Raw genomic sequence first — 26,306 nt, 5'->3', positions numbered from 1 at the left:
CGGCCCCGTCGGGCGAAACGGCGGCGGTCAGCCGGTGGTGACCCGAAGTTCCTTGACCCCGTTCAGCCAGGCCGAGCGCAGCCGGCGCGGGGCGGCGGCCAGCCGCAGGCCGGGCATGGCGTCGGCGATCGCGTCGAAGATGAGGTTGATCTCCAGGACCGCGAGCGACTTGCCGAGGCAGTAGTGCGGGCCGCCCCCGCCGAAGCCGAGGTGCGGGTTGGGGTCGCGGGTGATGTCGAACGCGCCGGGGTCCGCGAAGACGTCGGGGTCATGGTTGGCGGAGGAGTAGAAGAGGCCGACGCGGTCGCCGCGCCTGATCGTGGCCCCGCCCAGCTCGGTGTCCTCGGTCGCGGTGCGCTGGAAGGCGACCACCGGCGTGGCCCAGCGCACGATCTCCTCGGCGGTGGTCGCGGGGCGTTCGCGGAGGAACAGCTCCCACTGGTCCGGGTGGGTGAGGAAGGCGTGCATGCCGTGGGTGATGGCGTTGCGGGTGGTCTCGTTGCCGGCCACCGCGAGCAGGATCACGAAGAAGCCGAACTCGTCGCCGGCGAGGTTCCCCTCGTCCTCCGCCGCCACCAGCTGGGTGACGATGTCCTTGGCCGGGCACTCCTTGCGGGCCGCGGCGAGGTTCATCGCGTAGGAGACGATCTCCATCGCCGCCTCGGCGCCGATCTCCTCCGTGACGGCGTACTCCGGGTCGTCGTATCCCGCCATCTTGTTGGACCAGTCGAAGATCTTGGAGCGGTCCTCCTGGGGCACGCCGATCAGCTCGGCGATGGCCTGGAGCGGGAGTTCCACGGCGACGTTCGTCACGAAGTCGAAGGCGCCGTCGGGACCGGCGTTCTCCAGGGCCTCCGCCACGATGGAGGTGGCGCGCCGGCGCAGGGTGTCCTCCAGCGAGCGGATGGCGCGGGGCGTGAAGCCGCGCTGCACGATCTGCCGGACCCGGGTGTGCTCGGGCGGGTCCATGTTGAGCATGATCAGCTTCTGGACGTCGATCTGGTCGCGGCTGATCGACTCGTTGAAGCGGATGACCGCGGTGTTCAGGGTCGAGGAGTACAACTCCGGATGGGTGGAGACGTACTTGACGTCCTCGTGCCGCGTGACGGCCCAGTAGCCGGCGTCGTCGAACCCGGAGACGCGCGGGCGCTGGGCGATCCAACGCACCGGTTGGCTCTGCCGCAGCCGGGCGAACTCCGGGAGGGGGACGCGCTCTTGCAGCAGATCGGGGTCGGTGAAGTCGAACCCGTCGGGCAGCGCTGGGCAGGGCATCGGCATCTCCCGGCATGGAATGGGTCTGACAGGCCATCAGGAGGCTTGCGCCGCAAGGTAATAACGGGTTCCACAAGTGGCAAGGCCCATGACGCGGCCGATTGTGCGCGCCCGCCGCGCAAGGTGGGTGCACGACCCTTGCGGGGCCGGGGTCCGGCTCAGCAGACTGCTGGAGAGAACTAGAACGCGTACTAGTTCCTCCCGCGAGGCGCCGGGACGGCTCGCGGGACATGGACGGAGAGGACCAGCCCCATGGCCGCGGAACCTGTCATCGTCGAAGCCGTACGCACCCCCATCGGCAAGCGCGCGGGCGCGCTCGCCAACCTCCACCCCGCCTATCTGCTCGGGGAGACCTATCGCGAACTCCTCGGGCGCACCGGCATCCACGCCGACTGCGTCGAACAGATCGTCGGCGGCACGGTGACGCACGCCGGGGAGCAGTCCATGAACCCCGCGCGCACGGCCTGGCTCACCATGGGGCTTCCGTACGAGACGGCGGCGACGACGGTGGACTGCCAGTGCGGCTCCTCGCAGCAGGCGAGCCACCTGGTCGCCAACATGGTCGCCGCCGGGGTCATCGACGTCGGGATCAGCTGCGGGGTCGAGGCCATGTCGCGGGTGCCGCTCGGCTCCGGCTCCAAGCACGGTCCGGGCAAGCCGTTCCCCGACGAGTGGAACGTCGACCTGCCCAACCAGTTCGAGGCCGCCGAGCGCATCGCCCGCAAGCGCGGCCTCACCCGCGAGGACGTGGACCGTCTCGGCCTGCTCTCGCAGGAGCGGGCGGCCGCCGCCTGGGCCGAGGAGCGCTTCAAGCGCGAGACGTTCGCCGTCCAGGTGCCGACCACGGAGGAGGAGCAGGCCGCCGGGCAGGGCATGTGGCGGCTCGTCGACCGCGACGAGGGGCTGCGCGACACGACGACGGAGGCGCTCGCGGGCCTCAAGCCGATCATGCCGACCGCGGTGCACACGGCCGGCAACTCCTCGCAGATCTCCGACGGCGCGGCGGCCCTCATGTGGGCGTCCAAGCGGATGGCCCGCGCCCTGAAGCTCAGGCCGCGGGCCCGGATCGTCGCCCAGGCGCTGGTCGGCGCCGACCCGCACCTCCACCTGGACGGTCCGATCGACGCGACGCGCGCGGTGCTCGGCAAGGCGGGGATGTCCCTGAAGGACATCGACCTGGTGGAGATCAACGAGGCGTTCGCCTCCGTGGTGCTCAGCTGGGCGCAGGTCTTCGACCAGGACCTGGAGAAGGTCAACGTCAACGGCGGCGCGATCGCGCTGGGCCACCCCGTGGGAGCGACGGGAGCGCGGCTCATCACGACGGCCCTGCACGAACTGGAGCGCCGCGACAAGGAGTTCGCCCTGATCACCATGTGCGCGGGCGGCGCCCTGGCCACGGCGACCATCATCCAACGCCTGTAGAAGATCCGGGAAACGGCAGACGCCGGACGGGCTGGAGATATCCAACCTGCCCGGCGTGAATATCCAGCCCGTCCGGCGTTTGAGGACGAACCCGGCGAAGCCGGTGACCGACGGTACGTCTAAGGAACGCAGCTAGAGGCGCCCCGCCAGACTCAGTACCAGCCGTTGGCCTGCCAGTGGCTCCACGCGCCGACGGGGCTGCCGTAGCGGTCGTTCATGTAGTTCAGACCCCACTTGATCTGGGTCTCGGGGTTGGTCTTCCAGTCCGCGCCCGCCGAGGCCATCTTCGAGGCGGGCAGCGCCTGGACCAGACCGTAGGCGCCGGAGGAGGAGTTCGTCGCGCTGACGTTCCAGCCGCTCTCGTGCGAGACGATCTTGTCGAACGCGGCGAACTGCGCGGGGTCCGAGATCAGCTTCTGGGCGATGGCCTTGGCGGACGTCGGGGCGGCGGCGGGAGCGGCGGCCGGGGCGGCGGCCTTCGCGGTGGTCGGGGTGGCTGCCTGGGCCGGTGCCGCGGCGAAGACCATGCCGGTGGTGGCGGCGGCGACGATGCCGCCGGTGATGGCCTTCTTCGGGGAAGCGATGCGGCGGATGAGCGAGGCGGACACAGAGGACCTTCCGGTGGGGGACGGGAGCGTCGCGCCGCACGCCGTGAAACGTGGGGGACATGCGGAGGCGCCGCGTCCCCGGGGGGTCGTCGGCGCCGTGCGACTCCTCCAGAGAAACAGGCCCGGGACGCCGCCGCAATGACCCCTGTTACTAGTGGACGTCGCATCCCGGCCGAATGACCCCTCTGTGATGTGGCTCTCAATCCGCAGGTCAGACCCCCTATTGATGCGTGTACATCAAGAGACGGTGGCTACTGGGCGACCTAGTGGAGGACCAAAGTCCTGTGGGCCGCCTCACGGGTTTGCGCCCCCGATGTCACGGAGAGCAGAAGAACCCTCACGACTTCGGGGCCTCGAATGTGACCGGCGCCTCGAAAGCCGCCCGCCGCGTGGCCCGGCGCAGCGCCCGCAGGATCGCGGGCCCGAGCGCGAGGCCGAGCAGGACCGTGACGAAGGCCCGCGACAGGTCCCAGCCGAGCGAGGTCGCCAGGCAGTACGCGACGAAGTGGCCGAGGTTCTCCCCGAGGGGAGCCCTCGGGTCGTAGGAGACACCGGTGGCCATCCCGCCGAGCAGGGTCCAGCCCTGGAGGTTCATCGCCGTGCCGTAGAAGAGGGCGGAGACGGCACCGTAGGCCGCGAGCATCCACAGCTCGGCGCGCCCCCGCAGCGTGTGCGCCCCGGGCAGCAGCCCCGCGCCCATGCACACCCAGCCCATCGACAGCATCTGGAACGGCATCCACGGCCCGACGCCCCCGGTGAGCAGCGCCGACGCGAACATCGACACCGCCCCGAGCACGAACCCGAAGCCGGGGCCGAGCACCCGCCCGCTCAATACCATCAGGAAGAACATCGGCTCGATGCCCGCCGTGCCCGCGCCCAGCGGCCGCAGCGCGGCACCCGCGGCGGCCAGCACCCCGAGCATGGCGATGGCCTTCGCGTCCAGGCCGACGTCCGCGATGGTCGCCACGACCACGGCGAGCAGCAGCGGCAGCAGCGCCGCGAACAGCCACGGGGCGTCCTGCGCGTGCTCGGTGAACCCCGACTCGGCGCCCGCGAGCAGCGGCCACCCGATGGCGACCACGCCCACCGCGCTGACCAGCACGAGCGCGGCGACGGACCGGGGACCGAGCCGGATGGGCCGCACCTGCGGGGCACCACCGCGCCGCCCCTCGTGTCCGACGCCGTCCGCACTCCGCCGACCCTCGCGCCCCTCGCGCCCCGCGCCGCTCACGACGCGTCCTCCGTCGCCGCGAGGGCCCGGCGCACCTGCGCCACCGTCAGCCACTCGCGCGGCGCGAGGATCTTCGTGACCTGCGGCGCGAAGGCCGGCGACGCCACCACCACCTGCGGGGTCGGGCCGTCCGCGACGACCTCGCCGTCCGCGAGGATCACCACGCGGTGGGCGATCTCGGCGGCCAGCTCCACGTCGTGCGTGGCCAGCACGATCGCGTGCCCCTCGGCCGCGAGGTCCCGCAGGATCGTGACCAGGCGGGCCTTGGCCGCGTAGTCCAGGCCGCGGGTCGGCTCGTCCAGCAGGAGCAGGGGAGGGCGCGAGGTCAGCACGACCGCCAGGGCGAGCGCCAGCCGCTGGCCCTCGGAGAGGTCCCGGGGGTGGGTGTCGTCCGCGATGCCGGGCAGCAGTTCGCTCACCAGGGCCCGGCACGTGCCGGGATCCGCGTCCGCGTCCCGGTCGGCGGCGGCGCACTCCCCGGCCACGGTGTCCGCGTACAGCAGGTCGCGCGGCTCCTGCGGGACCAGGCCCACGTGCCGGATCAGCTGCCGCGGTGCGGTGCGGTGGGGGACGCGCCCGCCGACGCGGACGGTGCCCGAAGTGGGTTCCAGGAGGCCGACCAGGGTGGCCAGCAGGGTGGACTTGCCGGCGCCGTTGCGGCCCATGAGCGCGACGGTCTCGCCCGGCAGGACGGTGAGGTCGACGCGGCGCAGCGCCTCGACGCGCCCGCGCCGCACGGCCAGCCGCTCGACGGCCGCCGCGGGCTCCTCGCCGGACGTACGTTCCCTGCGCAGCCGGGGCCAGCGGCTCGCCGGCCGCTCCTCGGGCCGCCCGGCCGCCGTCTCCTGGCGGGGCCCCGACCCGGCGAGCCGCTCCCGCAGCGCGCCCGCCGCGCGCCGCGCGTCCCGCACGGTCAGCGGCAGCGGCGACCAGCCCGCGAGGCGGCCGAGCGCGACCACCGGCGGATGGACGGGGGAGCGGGCCATCAGCGTGGCCGGGTCGCCGAGCACCGGCGGCTCGCCCGGCGCCGCGAGCAGCAGCACCTGGTCCGCGTACTGCACGACCCGCTCAAGGCGGTGCTCGGCCATCAGGACGGTCGTGCCGAGGTCGTGGACGAGCCGCTGGAGCACGGCCAGCACCTCCTCGGCGGCGGCCGGGTCGAGCGCGGAGGTCGGCTCGTCCAGGACGAGGACGCGGGGGTGCGGGGTGAGGACCGAGCCGATGGCGACGCGCTGGCGCTGCCCTCCGGAGAGCGTGGCGATGGGCCGGTCGCGCAGCCCGGCGAGGCCGAGCAGGTCCAGGGTCTCCTCGACGCGCCTGCGCATCACGTCGGGGGCGAGGCCCAGCGACTCCATGCCGTAGGCCAGCTCGTCCTCGACCGTGTCCGTCACGAAGTGCGCGAGCGGGTCCTGGCCCACCGTGCCGACGACGTCGGCGAGTTCGCGGGGCTTGTGCGTACGGGTGTCCCGGCCCGCCACGGTGACCCGGCCGCGCAGGGTGCCGCCGGTGAAGTGCGGCACCAGGCCGCTGACCGTGCCGAGCAGCGTCGACTTGCCGACGCCGGACGGGCCGACGAGCAGCACCAACTCGCCCTCCGGGACGGTGAGGTCGACGCCCCGGACGGTGGGCCCCGCGCTGCCCTCGTACGTCACGGAGACGTCCTCGAAGCGGATCACGGCGTCTCCTCCACGGATTTCACGGATTTCTCGGGCGGCACGGGGTTCTCGGGCGGCACGGACCTCTCGGGCGGCACGGGGTTCTGGGGCGGCACGGGCTTCCCGGTGTTCGAGGACTCGGCGGGGACGGGCGCCACGACCGCCGGCAGCAGCCCGATCAGCGCCGCCGCCGCGGGCCACAGCGGCAGCGTCGGCGCGACCAGCGGTACGACACCGGGGTGCAGGGCGGCGGCGTCGTGGGACGCGGCCCAGATCGTCAGGGCCGCGACGGCGAGGCCCGACCCGGCGACCAGCCAGGCCCGCACGCCCCACGTGTCGGGCCGGTAGCGGGTGCGCACCGCGCGGCGCCCGCCGAGCCGCAGCCCCGCGAGCGCGGCCAGCAGCCCCGCGCCGAGGGCGGGCAGACCGTAGGAAACACCCCGCGCGGTCAGCAGCCCGTACACGCCGACGCACACGCCCATCAGCCCGCCCAGCGTCAGCACGGCGGTGAGCGCCCGCACCCGGGCCGGCACGGGTGCGCTGCGCCCGAAGCCGCGCGCGTCCATCGCGGCCGCCAGCGCGACGGACCGCTCCAGCGCCCCTTCCAGTACCGGCAGGCCCACCTGGAGCAGCCCGCGCATCCCCTTGTCCGACCGCCCGCGCAGCCGCCGCGCGGCCCGCAGCCGCTGCACGTCCGCGATGAGGTTCGGCGCGAAGGTCATCGCCACGACGACGGCCACCCCCACCTCGTACAGCGCGCCCGGCAGCGACTTCAGCAGCCGGGACGGGCTCGCGAGGGCGTTCGCGGCGCCGACGCAGATCAGCAGACCGGCCAGCTTGACCCCGTCGTAGAGCGCGAAGACCATACCCTCCGCGGTGACCCGGCCGCCGATCCGCACGCCCTTGGCCCACTCGGGCAGCGGCACCTCGGGCAGGGTCACGAGGGTGTGCGTGCCCGGGATCGGGGAGCCGAGCACGAAGGCGAAGACCAGCCGGACGGCGATGACGAGCAGACCCAGCTTCACGAACGCGCCGTAGGACCTCGCCCACGGAGCGGACGTCCGCCGCGCCGCCACGACATGGCCCGCGACGCCGATCAGCAGCCCGATGAGCAGCGGGTTCGTCGTGCGGGACGCCGCGGTGCCGAGGCCGAGCGCCCACACCCACCAGGCGCCCGGGTGCAGGGCGTTGCCCCGGTGCGCCAGCGGCGCCGGGCGGCGCCTCAGGCGACTGGGCGCGCCGCTGCCGTGCTGCGTCATCGTGCTGTCCGTCTCCGTGTCCGCGTCCGTTTTCGGGGCCGGTCAGCCGCGACGGCGCCGGGCCTGCCAGAACGCGGCGCCGCCGACCAGCGCGACCGCGACCGCCCCCGCGATCAGGCCCACGGAGGGACCGCGCTCCCCCTCGACCCTGCCCCCGGCGTCCGTGCCCTTCCCGTCCTTGCCGGGGCGGGTACGCGCCGAGCCGTCGCCGGAGACCTGCTCGCCGCAGCCCGACTTCGGGTAGCCCGCGATGGCGCACAGCAGCGCCTTGCTGTCGTAGCGCAGCGGCTCGGCGACCGAGGCGAGGGCGTCCGCCGTGGTGGCGTCCTTCGTGACCCGCGCGCAGGCCTCGCGCGGGGCGGGCGGCGCCTCGCCCTCGGGCGCGTCCCCGGACAGGCCGAAGTCGATGACCAGCGCGACCCGCTTGCGGCCGTCCTCGGCGGGGGTGCCGGCGCAGATGTCCCGGAAGTCCGCGGAGCCGCGCGGCCGCGCGGAGTCCTTCGAGTCCTCGGAGACCGAGAAGCGGAAGCCCTGCACGTCGCCGTCCTCGGGCCGGTCGGTGCCGGGCCCCTGACTCGCGTACGTCCAGGTGTCGCCGGCGCGCTCCCAGAACGACCAGTAGCGGTACCCGGCGGCCTGCGCGGGCGCGGCCGCGAGCAGGCAGAGCAGCGCGGCGACGAGCGCGCCGAGGGCCCCGCGCCGGCGCCGGGCGCGGCCCGGCGCCGGCCGCGTCCGGCGGCGCGTCACGGCTGCTGCTTCCTGCGGTTGGCGCTGTAGAGGAAGCCGATGCCGATGCCGGCGACCATGCCGACGCCGACGATCCACCAGATGTTGACGCCCTCGTCCTTCTTCTCGTCCCGGTCCGCGTCCGCGGCGGAGGAGTCGGAGGCGGTCGCGGCCGGCGGGCCCTGGGCGCCGAGCTGCTTCACGAGGTCGGCGCCGCCGAAGTCGCGCGGGTCCATGCCCGTCGCGTGGGCGGCGAAGATCAGCTGGGCGTAGGCGGCGGGGCCCGAGTCCTTCGCCCACTTCGCGGAGTTCCCGGCGAGCCAGCGGGCGGACTTCTCCGCCTGCTCGCGCTGCCCCGCGGCGGCGAGGGCGACCACGGAGTCGGCGGTGTTGCCGACGTCGGGCACGTCGCCGGCGCCGGTGAGGTGGTCGTCCCCGGCCTTGAGCGTCTTCAGGAGATAGCCCGCGCCGTTGCTCGCGGCCTGCGAGGCGGTGTCCGGCTTCGCGCACTTGGGCGCGGAGTCGTCCGCCTTGGGGGCGGGGGCCACGACGAGGCCCTTGCCGAGGCTGCCGAGCACGCCGGCGGCGGTGGCGTCCGCGTTCGGGGAGAGCTTCTTGGTCTTGGCGTCGGCGAGGCCGAAGGCGCCGCCGTCCTTGCCGCAGTCCAGGGCCAGCTTCGGCAGCGCGTCGTAGGCGGACCTGCCCTTCTGGGACTTCAACCGCGCGGGGTTCTCGCCGGCGGCGACGAGCGCGCCGACCACCAGGCCGGTGGAGTTGGCGTCGGAGGGCTGGCCCGGGTTGTAGCCCCAGCCGCCGTCCTGGTTCTGCACGGACTTGAGCCAGTCGACACTCCTGTCGACCGTCTTGGCCAGGCTCTTGTCGTCGTCGCCGAGCGCGGCGAGCGCCTGCGCGGCGGCGGCCGTGGAGTTGCTGTCGACCGGCGTCTTGGAGTCGCACGGCTCGCTCGCGTCGGCGCGGTAGGGCGCGAAGCCGCCGCTCGCGCACTGCTGTCCGGTCAGCCAGTGCACGGCCTTGGCCGCGGGCTTCACGCCGACGGTGTCCTGGGCGAGCAGGGCGTACGACTGCCGGAAGACGCCGTCGAACTTCGGGTCGGACGTGCCGTACAGGCCCGAGGGGAGGGCGGCGGGCGACGGCGAGGTGTCATCCGCGAAGGCGGCCGGTGCGGCGGCCGGGCCGAACACGGCGACGGCGGCCAGGACCGCTGCGCTGCGGCGAACGTTCATGATGCGGCGGGTTGCCTCTCCCTGCGGGGAGCGGGGCGGCACGGCCCGTGCGAGCACGGGTTCCGGGCGGCTCCGGCTCCGTGTACCTCGACGGTGCCGCTCATCGGGGGCCCCGATGAAGCGAGCCGGTCACGGTTCCGCGCCGGGCAATCCGGCTCACCGACCGAGCGGCCGGTACACGGCGGACGTGAGGACGACCCGGCCACTCTACCGGCCCGTACCGGTGGCCGGGATTCCGCGGCGGGGACACCGGAGGGGCGGCGGGGGTGGGGAGCGCGGGGGAAAGAAGAAAGGTGCGGGGAGCGCTAAACACATCGGCCGCCGCGGGGTGCTCAAGGGTGTCGTCACCGATTCCAGGAGGCAAGATGCCGACCTTCGTACGGGACCCCGCCGTCCTCACCGCGGCCCTGAGCGCCGTCGCCGCGCTGGGGAACCTGCTCCGGGCGTGGCTGGAGGGCCAGGGGGGCCACCGCCGCGCCGTCACCCGCGCCCTGCGCGTCCACGGCCGCGCAACCGCGTGGGAGTACACCTCGTCCCCCGCAGACAAAGGCGACCGGACAGGCCGGCCGGACCGAACGAGCGACACGGACCGAGCGAACAAGACCGACCGGACGGACCACGCGACGACGACGGGAGAGCAGCGGTGAGCCACGGCGACCGCACCCACGACCGCCCCGCGGACCCCGCGGACCACGAGGACTTCGACACGTTCTACCGCCGCACCTACCCCCGCACCCTCGCGCGGGCGCTCATGGAGTGGCGCGACCTGGGGGAGGCGGAGGATGCGGTACAGGACGCGTACGTCGCACTGCTGCGCCACTGGGACAAGGTGCGCACCTACAACAGCCCCGAAGCGTGGGTGTATCTGGTGATGAGGCGACGGCAGCACAGGGCGTTCAAGCGGTGGTCGCGGCGGCGGGAGCTGGAGATCGCCCCGCCGCCCACCGCCCGCGTCGAGGACACCGCGGAGGTCAGGGCGGTCCTGGACGCCATGCCGAGGCTGCCCCCGCGGCAGCGCGAGGTCATGGTCCTGTACTGCCTGGAGGGCATGGGGCAGAAGGAGATCGCCGAGGCGCTGGGCATCAGCCGGGGCACGGTCGCCGCGAGCCTGCACCAGGCCCGCCGCCGGCTGGCGCGCGCGCTCGACCTCGACCTCGCCCCCGTCGGCGAGGGCGGCGGCGACGCGCTGCTGCCCGCGCCCGTGTGCGCGGTGGGCCCGGCGGCCCGGGCACCGTACACGCCGTCCGCGCAGGGCGACCCGGTCGCCGACGCCGTGCGGCACGCCGAGGAGTGGCTCACCGCCGCCTGCGCGGCACGGGCCCATCCCGTACGGACGAATTCCCGGCTCACGGAGGTGTACCGGCGCGCGGCGGCGGACAATGGCGTCAACGGACACGAGGGGGGCGGTAGTTGATCCGTGACCGATGGTCCCGCGGGCTCGCCGCGGGGCTCGTCCTGACCCTTCTGGCGCTGCTCTACCTGCTGGCCGCCGTCGTCGTGGTCGGGTCGATCACCGTCCTCGCGCTGGCCGCTGTCCTGCTGATCACGATGTCACCGCTGTTCGTGATCGGCAAGGCCGCCGTCCTGCCCGTCGTGAAGACCGTGTTCGGCGCCGTGCGCGGCGGCGTCGGGCGCGGTGAGCCCGGCGCGCGGCGCGTGTCCGGGCTCGACGCGCCGGACCTGTGGAGGTTCGTCGAGGAACTCGCCCACCGGGCGGGCACGCCCGCCCCCACCCACCTGTGGCTCACCGCGGGCGCCAACGCGAAGGTGCGGCTGACGGGCCTGACCCGCCGTCGCCGCAGACGCTCCCTCTACCTCGGCGTGCCGCTGCTCCTCACCCTGGACACCGACGAACTGCGCGCCGTCCTCGCCCACGAACTGGGGCACTACGCACGCCGCGACCCGTGGTTCTCCGCCCTGGTCCACCGGGGCGCCGCCAAGCTGCGGGACATCGACGCGGGGCTCAGCCGCCCCGCGCTCCCGATGACCGATGTCCGGCTCGCCAACACGCTGTTGAAGGGGTACGCGTACGTGCTGCGCGGCCTCTTCGGCGGCTTCGCGTACCTCTACGCCGGCGTCACCTCGCCCGTCCTGCGCCGCCAGGAGCACGCGGCGGACGCCTTCGCCGCCCGGGTGGTCCCGCCCGCCGTTCTCGCCCGCGCGCTGGGGTCGGCGGAGGCGGTCCACCGCGACTGGGGCACGTTCCGGGGCGGCGTCCTCACCCTGCTCCACCACCGCGCACGGATGCCCGACGACCCCTTCGCGGCCTTCCTCGCCGTGCGCCGGGACCCGGAGCTGCGCACCCTCGTGGCGGCCCACGCGCCGCACCCGCCCCGGCAGCGGCGCCACCCCGGCACCCACCCGACGATGCCCGCGCGCCTGACGGCGCTCACCGGGGCGCCGGGGCCCCGGGAGCACGCCGTCGGCGCCTGGTCCGAGGGTCCCGGCCTGGCGGCGGTCCTGGCCAAGGCGCTCCCCGCCGAGGTGGGGGCGCGGATGTTCGGCTGCGAGTGCGCCGGCGACGTCCTGCCCGTCGCGGACTGGCTGACGGAGGTGCGGCGCCTGGAGGCGGTGCGGGCCGAGGAGCGGCTGCACCGCCTGTACGACCTGTACTGGCGCGCGGGCGCCTACCGGGTCCCCGAGCGCCCGACCCTGCGGGGCATGCGGACGCTGCTGTACACGGAGGCGGGCACCGACCGGGCCGCCCGGCTGCGCGCGGCCGAGCGGCGGGGCGGACTGACGCACGCGCAGTGGAAGGGGCTGCTCGACCTGGCCGTGGCGCGGGAGCGGGCGGGCGCGGGCGACCTGGACCGCCGGCTCGCACCGCTGCCGGCGCCCCACCGGTGTGTCGCGGCGGCCGTCCGCACCCCGGCCACGCGCACGCTGCGGTTGACGCGCGCGATGGCGGTGTCCGTCGTCCTGATCGTGGCCGCGGCGGTGCCGGACTACGGCTCGGGGGACGACCCGGCACCGTCGTACCGGACGCCCCTGCCCGCGCGGACGGACTACGGCGGACACGAGCCGCCGGACTACGCGGTGCCCGATCATCTGCCCGACTACGACCACCGTCTGCCCGACTACGACCGCCGTTTGGACCTGCCGTCCCGCATTCCCCTGCCGAGCCGCGTCCCCCCGCTGGAGCTCAGCGTCCCACCGCGACGAACGTGACCGGGTCGCTCCCGGCCACCGCCTCCGCCCGCCCGAGCTTCACCAGGCGCCGCACATGGGCCTCGGCCTCCGAGACCGCGATGGTGCGCGAGCCGTGCGGGATCTCGGCCCAGGGACGGTTCCACTCCATGCGCTCGGCGAGCCCCCAGGGGGTGCGGGGCTCGGCGAGCAGCCCGAGCAGCCCGGCCAGACGCTCCTCGTGGTGGGCGATCAGCGCGCGGACGCGGGCGCCGGCGCCGGTGAACGCGTGCTGGTGCGCGGGCAGCACCTCGGCCGGGCCCAGACGGGCGACGCGCTCCAAGGAGTCGAGGTAGTCGCCCAGGGGATCGGTGACCGTGGCGTCGTCCGGGTCCTCATACAGGCCGATGTGCGGAGTGATGCCGGGCAGCAGGTGGTCGCCGGAGAAGAGCCGACCGGTGCCCGGCAGGGCGGCGGGGTGGGCCTCCTCCAGGTGCAGGCAGACGTGCCCGGGGGTGTGGCCGGGCGTCCAGACGGCGCGCAGCCGGCGCCCCGGCAGGCCGAGCAGCTCACCGGGGGCGATGCCGAGGTCGGGCAGCGCGGGCCGCAGGCCGGGCAGCCCGCGGGGGCGGTCCGCGTCGCGCGCGCGGAGCAGCGGGGCGACGTGCTCGGCGGGGGCGCCCGCGGCGGCCAGCTTCGCGGCCAGGTAGCCGTACCAGCGCTTCGGCGGGTTGGCGCGGGTGCGGCGCACCACGGCCGCGTCCGCCTCGTGCATCGCGAGCCACGCCCCGGACGCCTCGCGCACCCGCGCGGACAGGCCGTGGTGGTCGGGGTGGTGGTGCGTGAGGACCACGCCGTGCACCTCCTCGACCGAGGTACCGCAGGCGGCGAGCCCGGCGGTGAGCGCGGCCCAGGACGTCGGGTCGTCCCAGCCGGTGTCGACGAGGACGGGCCCGGCGTCGGTGTCCAGGAGGTGGACGAGGGTGCAGCCGAGGGGGTTGTCGGGGATCGGGACCCGCAGGCTCCAGACGCCTCCGCCGTGCTCGATCACCGGTGGTTCGCTCACCTGGGCCATGGGCGCCTCGTCTCCCGCCGACGCCGCTCGCCGACCGACGCTCTCACTATAACTAGAACCCGTTCCATGGCCCCCGAAGTCGACCCGCTCAAAAGCGAGTTGACCGTCCGGCGCGTGGACTCCGCCAAGTGGAACTGGTATCAGTTCTGACACCAGGTCAGAAAACGGCCCGCAGGAGGCAGTCAGCCATGACGGAGCTCGTGGAACACGGACAGCTGTTGATCGGCGGGAAGTTGGTGGACCCGCTCGGCCGGGACGTCATCGACGTCGTCTCCCCGCACACCGGCGAGGTCTTCGCCCGTGTGCCGCACGCGGGCACCGCCGACGTGGACCGCGCCGTCGCATGCGCCCGCAAGGCGTTCGACGAGGGGCCCTGGCCGCGGCTGACCGTCGACGAGCGGATCGAGGTCGTCACCAGGATCAAGGACGGCTTCGCGGTGCGCCACGAGGAGATCGCCCGCGTCATCAGCTCCGAGAACGGCACGCCGTACACCTCCGGCGTGATGGTGCAGGCCCTCGCCGCGATGATGGTGTGGGACGCGGCGATCACCGTCGCCCGCGACTTCCCGTACGAGGAGCCCCGCGACGGCGTCCTCGGGAAACTGCTCGTGCGCCGCGAGCCGATGGGCGTCGTCGCGGCCGTCGTGCCCTGGAACGTCCCGCAGTTCACCGCCGCCGCCAAGCTCGCCCCCGCGCTGCTCGCGGGCTGCCCGGTGATCCTGAAGACCTCGCCCGAGGCACCCCTGGACGCCTACATCCTCGCGGAGATCGCCGCCGAGGCGGGCCTGCCGGAGGGCGTGCTCTCGATCCTGTGCGCCGACCGCGAGGTCAGCGAGTACCTCGTCGGGCACCCGGACGTCGACAAGGTGTCCTTCACCGGGTCCGTCGCCGCGGGCAGGCGCGTCATGGAGGTCGCCGCCCGCAACCTCACCCGCGTCACCCTGGAGCTGGGCGGCAAGTCCGCCGCGGTGATCCTGCCCGACGCCGACGCGGCGAGCGCGGTCGCCGGCATCGTGCCGTTCGCCTGGATGATCAACGGCCAGGCGTGCGTGGCCCAGACCCGCGTCCTCGTGCCGCGCACCCGCTACGACGAGTTCGCTGACGCCTTCGCCGCCGCCGCGTCCGCGCTCAAGGTCGGCGACCCCCTCGACCCCGCCACCGAGCTCGGCCCGCTGGTCGCCGAACGCCAGCAGCGCCGCTCCCTGGACTACATCCGCATCGGCCAGGAGGAGGGCGCCAAGATCCTCGCGGGCGGCGGCCGTCCCCCCGGGTTCGACCGGGGCTGGTACGTGGAGCCGACCCTCTTCGGCGGCGTCGACAACTCCATGCGCGTCGCCCGCGAGGAGATCTTCGGCCCCGTCGTCTGCCTGCTGCCGTACGGCGACGAGGACGAGGCGGTGCGGATCGCCGACGACTCCGAGTACGGCCTCAGCGGCAGCGTCTGGACCGCCGACGTCGAGCGCGGCATCGACGTCGCCCGCCGGGTGCGCACCGGCACGTACTCCGTGAACACCTTCAGCCTCGACATGCTCGGACCCTTCGGCGGCTACAAGAACTCCGGCCTGGGCCGGGAGTTCGGGCCCGAGGGGTACGGCGAGTACTTCGAGCACAAGATGATCCACCTGCCCGCCGGCCACGAGGGGAGCGGCGCGTGAGGGGCGACCGCTGGCGCGTGGAGGTCGACAGGTCGCTCTGCATCGGCTCGGGCATGTGCGTGGTCACCGCGCCCGGCGGCTTCGCGCTGGACACCGCCCGGCAGTCCCGCCCCGCCACCCCCGAGGGCGACGCCGACGAGCGCGTCCTGGAGGCCGCCGAGGGCTGCCCCGTGGAGGCGATCACCATCACCCTGGCCGACACCGGGGAGGTGGTCTTCCCCCCGGAGGACTGACGGGCCCGCCGGAGGTCCGAGGCGCCCCGCCGCCGGGCCGCCGCGGGCTCACGTACCGGGTTCGGCCGTGAGGTCGATGAGGCGGCAGACGGTCTCGATGTCGATCTTCACCTGGGCGATCGAGGCCCGCCCCGAGAGCCAGGTGATCAGCGCCGAGTGCCAGGTGTGCTCGATGACGCGCACCGCCGAAAGCTGCCGGGCGCTCGGCGGCTCGGTCAGGCCCATGGCCTCCAGGATGATCGCCGTCGTCAGCCGCGAGACCGTGTCGACCTCGGGGCTCACCGAGCGGTCGGCGAAGGTCAGGGCCCGCACCATCGCGTCCGCCAGGTGCGGCTCGCGCTGGAGGGCGCGGAAGGCCCGCATCAGCGTCTCCGCGACCCGCTCCGCGGGCGTTCGCCCGGCCGGCGGGCGTTTGCGGATCGTCGTGTGCATGTGCTGGAGCTGGTCCTGCATGGTGGCGACCAGCAGATGCACCTTGGAGGGGAAGTAGCGGTAGAGCGTGCCGAGGGCCACACCCGCGGCCTCGGCCACCTCGCGCATCTGCACCGCGTCGAAACCGCCCCGGCTGGCCAGTTGGGCGCTGGCGTGCAGGATGCGGCGGCGCCGCGCCTCCTGACGCTCGGTGAGGGGCGGCGTCGCAGGGCTCGCCGCCTTGGCTTCCGCTGTCATGTGGGCCCCTCCGAAACGCCTCGCGAGATCGCACAGCATGGCAGGGAGCCCGTCGTGGCGCGAATCACCTGATCCGGGCCGTACACCTCGCCTACCTGCCGGTAGATTCAAAGCTCGTTCAGCGATCATCCACCGATCACCCGGCGATCCGCCAGAGATCACCCAGGGATCGAGTCTGAAACTTGTTCTAGATTAGCGTCCCGGCGTAACCTCGCGGACAACTGCACGGAGAAGGGGGCCGAGAGTGACCGCTGAGGCCATGGAGGCGGGCCCCCGCAAGGGCACCGACGCCGACGGCGACCGCCCGCTGCGCATCGCCCTCCTCACGTACAAGGGGAACCCGTTCTGCGGGGGCCAGGGCGTGTACGTACGTCATCTCTCGCGCGAGCTGGCACGGCTCGGCCACAGCGTCGAGGTCATCGGCGCGCAGCCCTACCCCGTCCTCGACGAGGGCCAGGGCCTCGAAGGCCTGCGGCTCACCGAGCTGCCGAGCCTCGACCTGTACCGCTCGCCGGACCCCTTCCGCACCCCGGGCCGCGACGAGTACCGCGACTGGATCGACGCCCTCGAAGTGGCGACCATGTGGACCGGCGGCTTCCCGGAGCCCGTCACCTTCAGCCTGCGGGCCCGGCGCCATCTGCGCGCCCGGCGCGGCGAGTTCGACGTCGTGCACGACAACCAGACCCTCGGCTACGGCCTCCTCGGCGACCTCGGCGCGCCCCTGGTCACCACCATCCACCACCCCATCACCGTCGACCGGCGACTGGAGCTGGACGCCGCCCCCGACCTCAGGCGCCGGCTCTCCGTGCGCCGCTGGTACGCCTTCACGCGCATGCAGAAGCGCGTCGCGCGCCGCCTCCCGTCGGTCCTCACCGTCTCCGGCACCTCCCGCCAGGAGATCGTCGACCACCTCGGGGTCCGCGAGGACCGCATCGACGTCGTCCACATCGGTGCCGACACCGGCCTCTTCTCCCCGGACCCGGCCGTGCCCGAGGTGCCCGGCAGGATCGTCACGACCTCCAGCGCCGACGTCCCGCTCAAGGGCCTGGTCCACCTCGTGGAGGCGCTCGCCGAGGTGCGCGGCGAGCACCCCGGCGCCCACCTCGTCGTCGTCGGCAAGCGCGCCGAGGACGGGCCAGTCGCCCGCGCCATCGAACGCCACGGCCTCGCGGGGAGCATCGAGTTCGTCAAGGGCATCACCGACGCCGAACTGGTCGACCTCGTCCGCTCGGCGCAGGTCGCCTGCGTCCCCTCGCTGTACGAGGGGTTCTCCCTGCCCGCGGCGGAGGCGATGGCCACCGGCACGCCGCTCCTCGCGACCACCGGCGGCGCGATCCCCGAGGTCGCGGGCCCCGACGGCGAGACCTGCCTCGCCGTACCGCCCGGCGACGCGGGAGCGCTCGCGCTCGGCCTCAAGCGGCTGCTCGGCGACCCCGAACTGCGCACCCGTCTCGGCCGCGCGGGCCGCGAGCGGGTGCTGCGGAAGTTCACCTGGGCGCAGGCCGCCAAGGGCACCGCCGAACGCTACCGCGAGGCCATGAGCCGCTCCGCCGCCACGAACCCCGGCCGCGCCGCGGCCACCCCGACGCACTCCGGGAGCCATCGCTGATGCTGACCGTCGACTTCACCCGCTTCCCGCTCGCCGCGGGCGACCGCGTCCTGGACCTGGGCTGCGGCGCGGGCCGGCACGCCTTCGAGTGCTACCGGCGCGGCGCTCGGGTGGTGGCCCTCGACCAGAACGCCGAGGAGATCCGCGAGGTCGCCAAGTGGTTCGCCGCGATGAAGGAGGCGGGCGAGGCCCCGGCGGGCGCCACGGCCACCGCCATGGAGGGCGACGCCCTCAACCTCCCCTTCCCCGACGCGTCGTTCGACGTCGTGATCATCTCCGAGGTCATGGAGCACATCCCCGACGACAAGGGCGTCCTCGCCGAGATGGTGCGCGTCCTCAAGCCGGGCGGCCGCATCGCCGTGACGGTCCCGCGCTACGGCCCCGAGAAGGTCTGCTGGGCGCTGTCCGACGCCTACCACGAGGTCGAGGGCGGCCACATCCGCATCTACAAGGCCGACGAACTCCTCGCCAGGATGCGCGAGGCGGGCCTCAAGCCGTACGGCACCCACCACGCCCACGCGCTGCACGCCCCGTACTGGTGGCTCAAGTGCGCGTTCGGCGTCGACAACGACAAGGCGCTGCCCGTGCGGGCGTACCACAAGCTGCTCGTGTGGGACATCATGAAGAAGCCCCTCGCCACGCGCGTCGCCGAGCAGCTGCTCAACCCGGTCGTCGGCAAGAGCTTCGTGGCCTACGCCACCAAACCGCACCTGCCGCGGGCGGCGGCCGACGCCGCGGTGGCCGCCAAGTGACGAGCCCCGAGCGCACCGAACACCTCGTCCTGCCCGGCGTCCTGACGGCCGATCAGGCGGCGGCGACGGTCCGCGGCATCCTCGCCGGCCAGCGCGCGGACGGCGCCATCCCGTGGTTCCGCGGGCACCACCTCGACCCCTGGGACCACACCGAGGCCGCCATGGCCCTGGACGCGGCGGGCGAGCACGCGGCCGCCGAGCGGGCCTACGACTGGCTGGCCCGCCACCAGAACCCCGACGGCTCCTGGTACGCGGCCTACGCCGACGGGGACCCGCACGACGTCACCGACCGCAGCCGCGAGACCAACTTCTGCGCCTACATCGCGGTCGGCGTCTGGCACCACTACCTCGCCACCGGCGACGAGGCGTTCCTGGACCGCATGTGGCCCTCCGTGGTCGCCGCCGTCGAGTTCGTCCTGGCCCTCCAGCAGCCCGGCGGGCAGATCGGCTGGAAGCGGGAGCCCGACGGCACGCCCGTCACCGACGCGCTGCTCACCGGCTCCTCCTCGATCCACCAGGCCCTGCGCTGCGCCCTCGCCGTCGCCGACCAGCGCGGAGAGCCGCAGCCCGACTGGGAGCTGGCCGCCGGGGCCCTCGCCCACGCCGTACGACGCCACCCCGAGCGCTTCCTCGACAAGGACCGCTACTCCATGGACTGGTACTACCCGGTCCTCGGCGGCGCCCTGACCGGCGAGGAGGCCAAGGCCCGCATCGAGCGGGGCTGGGACCGCTTCGTGGTGCCCGGCCTCGGCGTGCGCTGCGTCGACCCGAACCCGTGGGTCACCGGCGGCGAGAGCGCCGAACTCGCCCTCGCCCTGTGGGTGGTGGGCGAATCCGACCGCGCCCTGGAGATCCTCCAGTCCATCCAGCACCTGCGCGACGACGCGAGCGGCCTGTACTGGACGGGCTACGTCTTCGACGACAAGGCCGTCTGGCCCGAGGAGCTGACCGCCTGGACGGCGGGCTCGCTGCTGCTGGCCGTGGCGGCGCTCGGCGGCGACGAGGCGACGTGCGCGGTCTTCTCCGGCGAGCGCCTGCCGCGGGGACTCGACCCGGGGTGCTGCGGCTGACGCCCGCGCGGTCCCGGGCTCAGTACCGGCGCAGGCGGCCCGCGACGGCGTGGCCGACCAGCAGGTAGACCACCGCCGCGAGGCCGTAGCCCGCGACGACCCTGGCCCAGGTCTCGTCGAAGGTGAACAGATCGTGCGACCAGCCGGCGAGCCAGCGGGCCACGTCGTGGACGACCTGGACGAGGTCGTTGGCGCGGTTCGCGTCCAGCAGGTACATCAGGATCCACAGGCCGAGGATGCCGGCCATGACGTCGGCGACGAGCGCGATGACCCGTGCCGCTGTGCTGCCGTGGGAGTGCCGCGTGGGAGACATGGGCTCCGCGTACCCGGACGGGCTCTGTTCGAACCCGTTCGGGTCCGCCCCGCTGGCGGCGCCCCGCGCCGGGGGTGAGGCTGCGGTGAGGACCGCTCACCCCTGGAGGCCGCTGCCGTGCCCAGCCCCGTATCCGTCCGCCGTGCCGGAGTCTCCCTCACCCTGTGCTGCACCCTGCTCGTCGGCGCGACGGCCTGCGGCGGCGACGACAAGGACGCCGAGGCCGCCGCCCCCTCGGCCAGCAGCAGCGCCGAGAAGCAGAAGTTCGCCAAGACGCGGTTCGTCGCCAACGCGGGCCTCGCGGCCGGGGCGACCTACCAGTGGATCGTGAAGCCGTTTCGCGCGGGCAAGTTCAAGAAGGGCGCCGACGGCCGGCGGATCGCCCTGGTCAAGGCGGGCCTCGCGGGCGCGTTCACGTACAACAGGCTGAAGGCGGCGACCAAGAACGCGCAGGGCGACCCGGCCCTCGCCAAGGCCGTGGCACCGCTCACCGCCGGCATCGACGCGCTGAAGGACCTGCCGTCCAAACTCCGCAAGGGCGAGTCCACGGACTCGATCGTCAACTCCTTCGACGGCGTCATCGACTCCGTGAAGGACGCGGGCAAGGGCGCGGGCGCGGAGGTCAAGGACAAGGTGCCCTCGGCGGGCGAGCTGAGCAAGGGCTAGGCGACGACTACGAGTTGAGGTCGGCCAGTACGCGCAGGGTGTGCGGGTCCGGGGCGAGGACCAGCAGGTCGGTGACCGGGCCCGCGCGCCACAGCCGAAGGCGTTCCGCGATCCGTTCGCGGGGGCCGACCAGGGAGATCTCGTCCGCGAAGGCGTCCGGTACGGCCAGCACGGCTTCCTCCCTGCGCCCCGCCGAGAACAGCTCCTGGACGCGCAGGGCCTCCCGCGCGTACCCCATCCGTGCCATCAGGTCGGCGTGGAAGTTGCGGGCCGCGTGCCCCATGCCGCCGATGTAGAAGCCCAGCATGGCCTTGACGGGAAGCAGGCCCTCGGCGACGTCGTCGCACACCTCGGCCCGCGCCATCGGGGCGATCGTGAAGCCCTCCCGCAGCCCGCTCAGCGAGGCCTCGTACACCTCGGGGCGCGTCGGCGACCAGTACAGCGGCAGCCAGCCGTCCGCGATCCGCGTCGTCTGCGCGACGTTCTTGGGCCCCTCGGCGCCGAGCAGCACGGGCAGGTCGGCCCGCAGCGGATGGGTGATCGGCTTGAGCGCCTTGCCGAGGCCGGTGCCGTCCGCGCCCCGGTAGGGGTGGGCGTGGAACCGCCCGGCCAGCTCCACCGGTCCCTGTCGGCGCAGCACTTGGCGGACCACCTCGACGTACTCGCGCGTCGCGGTCAGCGGCGACTTCGGGAACGGCCGCCCGTACCAGCCCTCCACCACCTGCGGCCCGGAAAGACCGAGCCCCAGCAGCATCCGGCCCCCGGACAGATGGTCGAGCGTGAGGGCGTGCATGGCCGTGGTGACGGGAGAGCGCGCCGCCATCTGCGCGACGGCCGTGCCCAGCCGGATCCGCGAGGTCCGGGCCGCGATCCAGGTCAGCGGCGTGAAGGCGTCCGAGCCCCAGGCCTCGGCCGTCCACACCGAGTCGTAGCCGAGCCGCTCGGCCTCCTGGGCGAGGGCGACATGGCGAGGGTCGGGGCCGCGCCCCCAGTAGCCGAGTGCGAGCCCGAGCCGCATACGCCCTCCCGGTCACCGTCCAAACCTGACGAAGCGTCAGTCCACTGCGAGGGGGCGACTGTACGACAACGGCCCCCCACCCGGAAGGGCGAGGGGCCGCGAGGCGCCGAGAGGGTCAGCCGCGCTGGATCCCCGTGGTGTCCTGCAGGACGCCGCGACGGCCGTCCTGCGTCTGGGCCACCAGGCCGGGACCGCGCTGCTCCACGGCCAAGTACCAGGTGCCGGGCGCCAGTTCGGCGATCGGCGTGGACGAGCCGTCCTCCGCGTACAGCGGACGCGGCACCGGCACGGCGAACCAGAACGGCGAGAAGTCGCCGGAGGCCTGCGCCTGCGCGGGCGGCGGGGTCTGCCCGGCCTGCGGCTGCGGCTGACCGCCGAAGGACTGGCCCTGCGGCTGGCCGGGCTGCCCGTAGGGGGCGCCCGCCTGCGGCTGGCCCGCGCCCGGGTAGCCGTAGCCACCCTGCGGCTGACCGCCGTAGGGGCCGGGGGCGGCCGGTCGCGGGGCACCCATGAGGGGGGCCTTCAGGGCCGGGACGACCAGCGTCGCGACCGCGCCGGCGGCGAGGACGAGAGCGGCGATCAGGCCCAGGATGAGGCCGACACCGGCGTCGGGGGAGTCGCCTCGACCGATGCCGCTGTCGAAGAAGAAGTTGTAGGACTGGTCGGTGTCGAAGATCGCGCCGAGCGAGCTCCAGGCGGCCGCGATGGCGAAGGCCACACCGAGCTGGCCGAGGTCCAGGCCCGCGACCTTGCGCTGCTGCGGCAGCGCGCGGCCCAGGACGATGAGCACCGCACCGATGATGCCGAGCAGGTACACGCTCAGCAGCAGGTTGCCGTTGTCCCAGGCGTTGGGCAGCTTGTCGCTGTCGGCGCCGTCGGCGTCAAAGGTGTCGAGGAACGAGGCAATGAAGAGCAACACCGCTGCTCCGATCACCACGCCGTCGCCTCGAGTGAGGGAGCGGAAATTCACTTCAGGTCCTTCGTCAGTCGTCTCGTCAGTGGAGGCGTCGCTGTCGCCGTAGTCGCGTTCGTGCCGCGGTGCGCGAAGCGCGGGGGTGGCCCCTCATCGTAGGGAGGACAATATCGTCCGTACACAGGGGGTGTCTGCTCGGGATAAAGACGTGCACGTATTGATACGCGGACGTCTCCGAGCTACCGCCGCAGGAATCCGCCGATTCCCTCGGAAATGCCCTGCGCCGCCTTCTGCCGCCACTCGCCGCTCTTCAGGAGCGCCGCGTCCTGCGGGTCCCGCATGTTGCCGCACTCGATGAACACCTTCGGCACGGTCGACAGGTTGAGGCCCCCGAGGTCGCTGCGGACGTCGAGGCCGGTGCCGCCGCCGACGTAGTTGGAGGGGGCGCTGCCGGTCGCGGCGACGAACTTCCCCGCGACGCGCTCGCCCAACTCCTTGGAGGGCGCGACGATCGCGGAGGTGTCGGCCGCGCCGCCCTTCACCTTCGCGGGCAGGATCACGTGGAAGCCGCGGTTGCCCACGCCCGAGCCGTCGGCGTGCAGGGAGATCACCGCGTCCGCGCGGGCCTCGTTGCCGATCCGGGCGCGCTCGTCGACGCAGGGGCCCCAGGGGCGGTCGCCGTCCTGGGTGAACGTGACGGTGGCGCCCTGCTCCTGGAGCAGGGTCCGCAGGCGGCGGGCCACGTCCAGGGTGAACTTCGCCTCGGTGTAACCGTCGTTCGTGGACGTGCCCGTGGTGTCGCACTCCTTGCGGTTGGTGCCGATGTCGACCTGGCGGTTGATCTCGGCGGTGTGCCGGAAGTTGCCCTCGTTGTGGCCGGGGTCGACGACGACGACCTTCCCCTTGAGGGGGCCGTTGGGGGCCGGGGCGTGCGTGGACGGCTTCGTGGTCGAATCGTTGCCGTCGCCCTTGCCGTCCTTGTCCTTTTCCTTCCCCTTGCCGGATTTCGACGGGGCGGGGGAGTCGCCGCCGTGGGGCAGGGACCCGTCGGCGGAGGCGGTGGCCGAGGCGCTCGGGGACGCCGGCAGCGCTCGCGCGGGGCCGCCGCCCTCACCGCCGGTCGCCTGATAGACCAGCCATCCGGCCAGGCAGGTGGGCACCAGCGCGGCCACCGCCACGGTCAGCGGGTGACCGAGGCGGCGCCTGGGCGGCTGGGACGGATCGAATTCCGGACCTACGTACGACACGAGGGCGAGCCTAGTCGCGCGGTCACATCCCCGCTCCCGTTCGCCGCAGCACGCGCAGCGAGTCCGTGGCCGAGACCTCCGTGAACGCGCCGGACGCCAGAGCCCGCAGATAGACCCGGTAGGGGGCCTGGCCGGTCATGATGTCGACGGGGTCGGGGAACACGTCGTGGATGGCGAGCAGGCCGCCCTCGGCGAGGTGCGGCGCCCAGCCCTCGTAGTCCGCGGTGGCGTGCTCGTCGGTGTGGCCGCCGTCGATGAAGACCAGGCCGAGCGCCCCGCCCCACACCTGCGCCACCTGCGGCGAGCGGCCGACGACGGCGATGACGTGCTCCTCCAGGCCCGCCCGGTGCAGCGTGCGCCGGAAGGTGGGCAGCGTGTCCATCAGGCCGACCTCGGGATCGACCGTTCGGGGGTCGTGGTACTCCCAGCCCGGCTGCTGCTCCTCGCTGCCGCGGTGATGGTCCACGGTGACCGCGCTCACCCCGGCCCGCCGGGCCGCGTCGGCGAGCAGGATCGTGGAGCGCCCGCAGTACGTGCCGACCTCCAGGAGCGGGAGCCCGAGCGCGCCGGCCCGGACGGCGGCCGCGTACAGGGCGAGCCCCTCGCCGCGCGGCATGAAGCCCTTGGCGGCCTCGAACGCGGCGAGGGTCTCCGGCGTGGGCTCGGGCTCGGCGGCCATGGGGTTCCTCCAGGTCGTACGCGGGTCTGGCCGCCCATGATGCACGGCGCCCCCGCCATCCGGGTGACGGGGGTGCGTGCGTACGCCTATCGGGTCAGACCGGCAGTGCGTCGGAATCGGCGGAGCCGGACAGGGCCAGGTCGACCCGCACCGGCTGCTCGCCCCCGTCGTGGGCGGCCGCCGAGGCGCGCGGCGCGTGGCCGGCGGCGGTGGCCGCGAGGACGTAGGAGCCGTCGGCGGGGACGGCCAGGGCGTAGTTGCCCTCGGCGTCGGTGAGGGCGGCGCCCGCCTGCTTGCCGCGGCGGTCGATCAGCGTCACCTTCGCGCGGGCCAGCGGGGCGCCGTCCGCGCTGTGCACCCGGCCCCGGAAACCCGTGAGGGCCTCGGTCGCGCGCTCCAGGTTGGCGTCCTCCTCGCTGCTGGCGCGCAGTTGCGTGGTGGTGGGGCGGCGCGCGGAGGGCAGCAGCAGGGCGAAGAGCAGGCCGATGACGACCGCGCCCGTCGCGATCAGGAAGGAGACGCGGAAGCCGTGCATGGTGGGCACGGCGACGCCGCCGACGTGGTCCGCGGTGTTGGCGAGGACCATGCCGATCACGGCGGAGGACACCGAGGTGCCGATGGAGCGCATCAGGGTGTTGAGGCCGTTGGCCGCGCCCGTCTCGGACGGGTCGACGGAGCCGATGATGAGCGCGGGCAGCGAGGAGTAGGCGAGGCCGATGCCCGCGCCGAGGACCACCGCGATGACGATCGTCTGCCAGGCGGCGCTCATCAGGCCGAGGCCCGCGCCGTAGCCGACCGCGATGATCAGCATGCCGAGGATGAGGGTCGTCTTCGGGCCGTACCTCGCCGAGAGGCGGGCGTAGAGCGGCGCGGTGAACATCATCGTCAGGCCGAGCGGCATCACGCACAGGCCCGCGACGACCATCGACTGCCCGAGGCCGTAGCCGGTGGCGGCGGGCAGCTGGAGCAGCTGCGGCAGGACGAGCGAGACGGCGTAGAAGGCGACGCCGACCATGATCGAGGCGAGGTTGGTGAAGAGCACCGAGCGGCGGGCGGTGGTGCGCAGGTCCACCAGCGGCGCCGTGACGCGCAGCTCCATCACGCCCCACAGGAGCAGGACGACGGCCGCGGCGGCGAACAGGCCGAGCGTGGTGCCCGAGGTCCAGCCCCAGTCGCTGCCCTTGGTGATGGGCAGCAGGAAGAGCACGAGCCCCGCCGAGAGGCCGATCGCGCCGAGCACGTCGAAGGTGCCCTCGGCCCGCATCGGGCTCTCCGGCACGAAGACGACGGTCAGCAGCATCGCGAGGACGCCGAGGCCCGCGGCGCCGAAGAACAGGGCGTGCCAGTCGGCGTGCTGCGCGGTGAGCGCGGCGAGCGGCAGCGCGAGGCCGCCGCCGACGCCGATGGAGGAGCTCATCAGGGCCATCGCGGAGCCGAGCTTCTCGCGGGGCAGCTGGTCGCGCATCAGGCCGATGCCGAGCGGGATGGCGCCCATGGCGAAGCCCTGGAGCGCGCGGCCGACGATCATCACGAGCAGATCGTCGGTGAAACCGCAGACCAGCGAGCCGACGACCATCACGGCGAGGCTGGAGAGCAGCATCCTGCGCTTGCCGAAGAGGTCGCCGAGGCGCCCCATGATCGGGGTGGCGACGGCGCCCGCGAGGAGCGTGGCCGTCATGACCCAGGTGGCGTTCGAGGGGGCGGTGTCCAGCAGGGCCGGCAGGTCCTTGATCACCGGCACGAGCAGGGTCTGCATCACCGCGACGACGATGCCGGAGAAGGCGAGTACGGGGACGACTCCGCGTATGCCGCGTGGGTGGGTCGTCGTCATCGACATTGCGTGGGGCCTCCGAGGCGGAAGTCG

The 26,306-nt window shown here is 73.8% G+C and carries 25 protein-coding genes; 10 read left to right on the top strand and 15 right to left on the bottom strand.

Going from position 1 to position 26,306, the window contains the following annotated elements; all coding sequences use genetic code 11:
* Positions 1-27: 27 nt before the first annotated feature.
* Entirely contained in the window at positions 28-1,272 is a 1,245-nt protein-coding gene (locus ACZ516_RS02835) for a cytochrome P450 (RefSeq protein ID WP_469008175.1), read from the bottom strand.
* Between the two features lie 252 nt (positions 1,273-1,524).
* On the opposite strand from ACZ516_RS02835, the gene ACZ516_RS02830 reads away from it, so the two are divergent.
* Positions 1,525-2,694 carry a steroid 3-ketoacyl-CoA thiolase gene (locus tag ACZ516_RS02830; protein WP_469008173.1) on the top strand — a complete coding sequence of 390 codons (1,170 nt, stop codon included), beginning with the start codon at positions 1,525-1,527 and terminating at the stop codon, positions 2,692-2,694.
* A gap of 152 nt (positions 2,695-2,846) precedes the next feature.
* Here the strand turns inward: ACZ516_RS02830 and ACZ516_RS02825 are convergent, their stop codons facing one another.
* From ACZ516_RS02825 to ACZ516_RS02800, 6 genes are all read right to left on the bottom strand, one after another.
* Entirely contained in the window at positions 2,847-3,302 is a 456-nt protein-coding gene (locus tag ACZ516_RS02825) for an aggregation-promoting factor C-terminal-like domain-containing protein (RefSeq protein WP_469008171.1), read from the bottom strand.
* A 337-nt stretch (positions 3,303-3,639) separates the two neighbouring features.
* Positions 3,640-4,533 carry an ECF transporter S component gene (locus ACZ516_RS02820; RefSeq protein ID WP_469008169.1) on the bottom strand — a complete coding sequence of 298 codons (894 nt, stop codon included), beginning with the start codon at positions 4,531-4,533 and terminating at the stop codon, positions 3,640-3,642.
* Positions 4,530-6,209 (bottom strand): ABC transporter ATP-binding protein, encoded by a 1,680-nt coding sequence (locus tag ACZ516_RS02815; protein ID WP_469008168.1) that lies wholly within the window; start codon positions 6,207-6,209, stop codon positions 4,530-4,532. The genes ACZ516_RS02820 and ACZ516_RS02815 overlap by 4 nt, the downstream gene beginning before the upstream one ends.
* Positions 6,206-7,447: an energy-coupling factor transporter transmembrane component T gene (locus tag ACZ516_RS02810; RefSeq protein WP_469008166.1), complete on the bottom strand. Its 1,242-nt coding sequence runs from the start codon at positions 7,445-7,447 to the stop codon at positions 6,206-6,208. The genes ACZ516_RS02815 and ACZ516_RS02810 overlap by 4 nt, the downstream gene beginning before the upstream one ends.
* A gap of 42 nt (positions 7,448-7,489) precedes the next feature.
* Positions 7,490-8,194: an SCO2322 family protein gene (locus ACZ516_RS02805; protein WP_469008164.1), complete on the bottom strand. Its 705-nt coding sequence runs from the start codon at positions 8,192-8,194 to the stop codon at positions 7,490-7,492.
* Positions 8,191-9,417: a prenyltransferase/squalene oxidase repeat-containing protein gene (locus ACZ516_RS02800; RefSeq protein WP_361080788.1), complete on the bottom strand. Its 1,227-nt coding sequence runs from the start codon at positions 9,415-9,417 to the stop codon at positions 8,191-8,193. The genes ACZ516_RS02805 and ACZ516_RS02800 overlap by 4 nt, the downstream gene beginning before the upstream one ends.
* Positions 9,418-9,782: 365 nt before the next feature.
* Here ACZ516_RS02800 and ACZ516_RS02795 point away from each other — a divergent pair, with 365 nt between their 5' ends.
* Genes ACZ516_RS02795 through ACZ516_RS02785 form a run of 3 tightly spaced genes read left to right on the top strand, consistent with a single transcriptional unit; the run spans position 9,783 to position 12,585 of the window.
* The gene (locus ACZ516_RS02795) at positions 9,783-10,064 is read left to right on the top strand and encodes a hypothetical protein (RefSeq protein WP_361080786.1); all 282 of its coding nucleotides are present in this window, start codon (positions 9,783-9,785) and stop codon (positions 10,062-10,064) included.
* A complete protein-coding gene (locus ACZ516_RS02790; RefSeq protein WP_361080784.1) occupies positions 10,061-10,831 on the top strand; it encodes an RNA polymerase sigma factor in 771 nt (256 codons plus the stop codon). Before ACZ516_RS02795 ends, ACZ516_RS02790 begins: the two co-directional genes overlap by 4 nt.
* Positions 10,828-12,585, top strand: coding sequence for a M48 family metallopeptidase (locus ACZ516_RS02785; RefSeq protein WP_469008163.1), 1,758 nt, complete (start codon positions 10,828-10,830; stop codon positions 12,583-12,585). The genes ACZ516_RS02790 and ACZ516_RS02785 overlap by 4 nt, the downstream gene beginning before the upstream one ends.
* Here ACZ516_RS02785 and ACZ516_RS02780 read toward each other — a convergent pair.
* Entirely contained in the window at positions 12,560-13,618 is a 1,059-nt protein-coding gene (locus tag ACZ516_RS02780; protein ID WP_469008161.1) for an MBL fold metallo-hydrolase, read from the bottom strand. The two genes, ACZ516_RS02785 and ACZ516_RS02780, sit on opposite strands and share 26 nt — an antisense overlap.
* A gap of 188 nt (positions 13,619-13,806) precedes the next feature.
* Here ACZ516_RS02780 and ACZ516_RS02775 point away from each other — a divergent pair, with 188 nt between their 5' ends.
* Together ACZ516_RS02775 and ACZ516_RS02770 are read left to right on the top strand one after the other, a co-directional pair.
* Positions 13,807-15,273, top strand: coding sequence for an aldehyde dehydrogenase (locus tag ACZ516_RS02775; protein WP_358699672.1), 1,467 nt, complete (start codon positions 13,807-13,809; stop codon positions 15,271-15,273).
* Positions 15,270-15,506 carry a ferredoxin gene (locus ACZ516_RS02770; protein ID WP_361080776.1) on the top strand — a complete coding sequence of 79 codons (237 nt, stop codon included), beginning with the start codon at positions 15,270-15,272 and terminating at the stop codon, positions 15,504-15,506. Before ACZ516_RS02775 ends, ACZ516_RS02770 begins: the two co-directional genes overlap by 4 nt.
* Before the next feature lie 48 nt (positions 15,507-15,554).
* Here ACZ516_RS02770 and ACZ516_RS02765 read toward each other — a convergent pair whose 3' ends face one another.
* A complete protein-coding gene (locus ACZ516_RS02765; protein WP_358579971.1) occupies positions 15,555-16,175 on the bottom strand; it encodes a TetR family transcriptional regulator in 621 nt (206 codons plus the stop codon).
* Positions 16,176-16,419: 244 nt separating this feature from the next.
* On the opposite strand from ACZ516_RS02765, the gene ACZ516_RS02760 reads away from it, so the two are divergent.
* The 3 genes from ACZ516_RS02760 to ACZ516_RS02750 are packed head-to-tail and all read left to right on the top strand — an operon-like array spanning position 16,420 to position 19,606.
* Complete coding sequence (locus tag ACZ516_RS02760) at positions 16,420-17,784, top strand: glycosyltransferase family 4 protein (RefSeq protein WP_361080774.1); 1,365 nt, start codon at positions 16,420-16,422, stop codon at positions 17,782-17,784.
* Positions 17,784-18,536, top strand: coding sequence for a class I SAM-dependent methyltransferase (locus ACZ516_RS02755; protein ID WP_358579967.1), 753 nt, complete (start codon positions 17,784-17,786; stop codon positions 18,534-18,536). Before ACZ516_RS02760 ends, ACZ516_RS02755 begins: the two co-directional genes overlap by 1 nt.
* A complete protein-coding gene (locus ACZ516_RS02750) occupies positions 18,533-19,606 on the top strand; it encodes a prenyltransferase (protein WP_469008158.1) in 1,074 nt (357 codons plus the stop codon). Before ACZ516_RS02755 ends, ACZ516_RS02750 begins: the two co-directional genes overlap by 4 nt.
* 19 nt (positions 19,607-19,625) lie before the next feature.
* Here the strand turns inward: ACZ516_RS02750 and ACZ516_RS02745 are convergent, their stop codons facing one another.
* Positions 19,626-19,919 carry a hypothetical protein gene (locus tag ACZ516_RS02745; protein ID WP_358579962.1) on the bottom strand — a complete coding sequence of 98 codons (294 nt, stop codon included), beginning with the start codon at positions 19,917-19,919 and terminating at the stop codon, positions 19,626-19,628.
* Between the two features lie 117 nt (positions 19,920-20,036).
* Between ACZ516_RS02745 and ACZ516_RS02740 the strand changes: the two genes are divergently transcribed.
* Positions 20,037-20,585 carry a hypothetical protein gene (locus ACZ516_RS02740; protein ID WP_361080770.1) on the top strand — a complete coding sequence of 183 codons (549 nt, stop codon included), beginning with the start codon at positions 20,037-20,039 and terminating at the stop codon, positions 20,583-20,585.
* A 7-nt stretch (positions 20,586-20,592) separates the two neighbouring features.
* Here the strand turns inward: ACZ516_RS02740 and ACZ516_RS02735 are convergent, their stop codons facing one another.
* The 5 genes from ACZ516_RS02735 to ACZ516_RS02715 form a co-directional block, all read right to left on the bottom strand.
* Entirely contained in the window at positions 20,593-21,603 is a 1,011-nt protein-coding gene (locus tag ACZ516_RS02735) for an LLM class F420-dependent oxidoreductase (RefSeq protein WP_469008157.1), read from the bottom strand.
* Between the two features lie 115 nt (positions 21,604-21,718).
* Positions 21,719-22,573, bottom strand: coding sequence for a hypothetical protein (locus tag ACZ516_RS02730; RefSeq protein ID WP_361080766.1), 855 nt, complete (start codon positions 22,571-22,573; stop codon positions 21,719-21,721).
* A 182-nt stretch (positions 22,574-22,755) separates the two neighbouring features.
* Positions 22,756-23,763: an N-acetylmuramoyl-L-alanine amidase gene (locus ACZ516_RS02725; RefSeq protein WP_469008156.1), complete on the bottom strand. Its 1,008-nt coding sequence runs from the start codon at positions 23,761-23,763 to the stop codon at positions 22,756-22,758.
* Between the two features lie 22 nt (positions 23,764-23,785).
* The gene (locus ACZ516_RS02720; protein WP_469008154.1) at positions 23,786-24,442 is read right to left on the bottom strand and encodes a class I SAM-dependent methyltransferase; all 657 of its coding nucleotides are present in this window, start codon (positions 24,440-24,442) and stop codon (positions 23,786-23,788) included.
* 94 nt (positions 24,443-24,536) lie between these two features.
* Complete coding sequence (locus ACZ516_RS02715) at positions 24,537-26,279, bottom strand: MFS transporter (RefSeq protein WP_361080760.1); 1,743 nt, start codon at positions 26,277-26,279, stop codon at positions 24,537-24,539.
* Between the last annotated feature and the right edge of the window lie 27 nt (positions 26,280-26,306).

Source organism: Streptomyces sp. NPDC034037 (assembly GCF_055575715.1).
The sequence above is the reverse complement of the archived record's forward strand: the minus strand, read 5'-3'. Positions and strand labels throughout refer to the sequence as shown.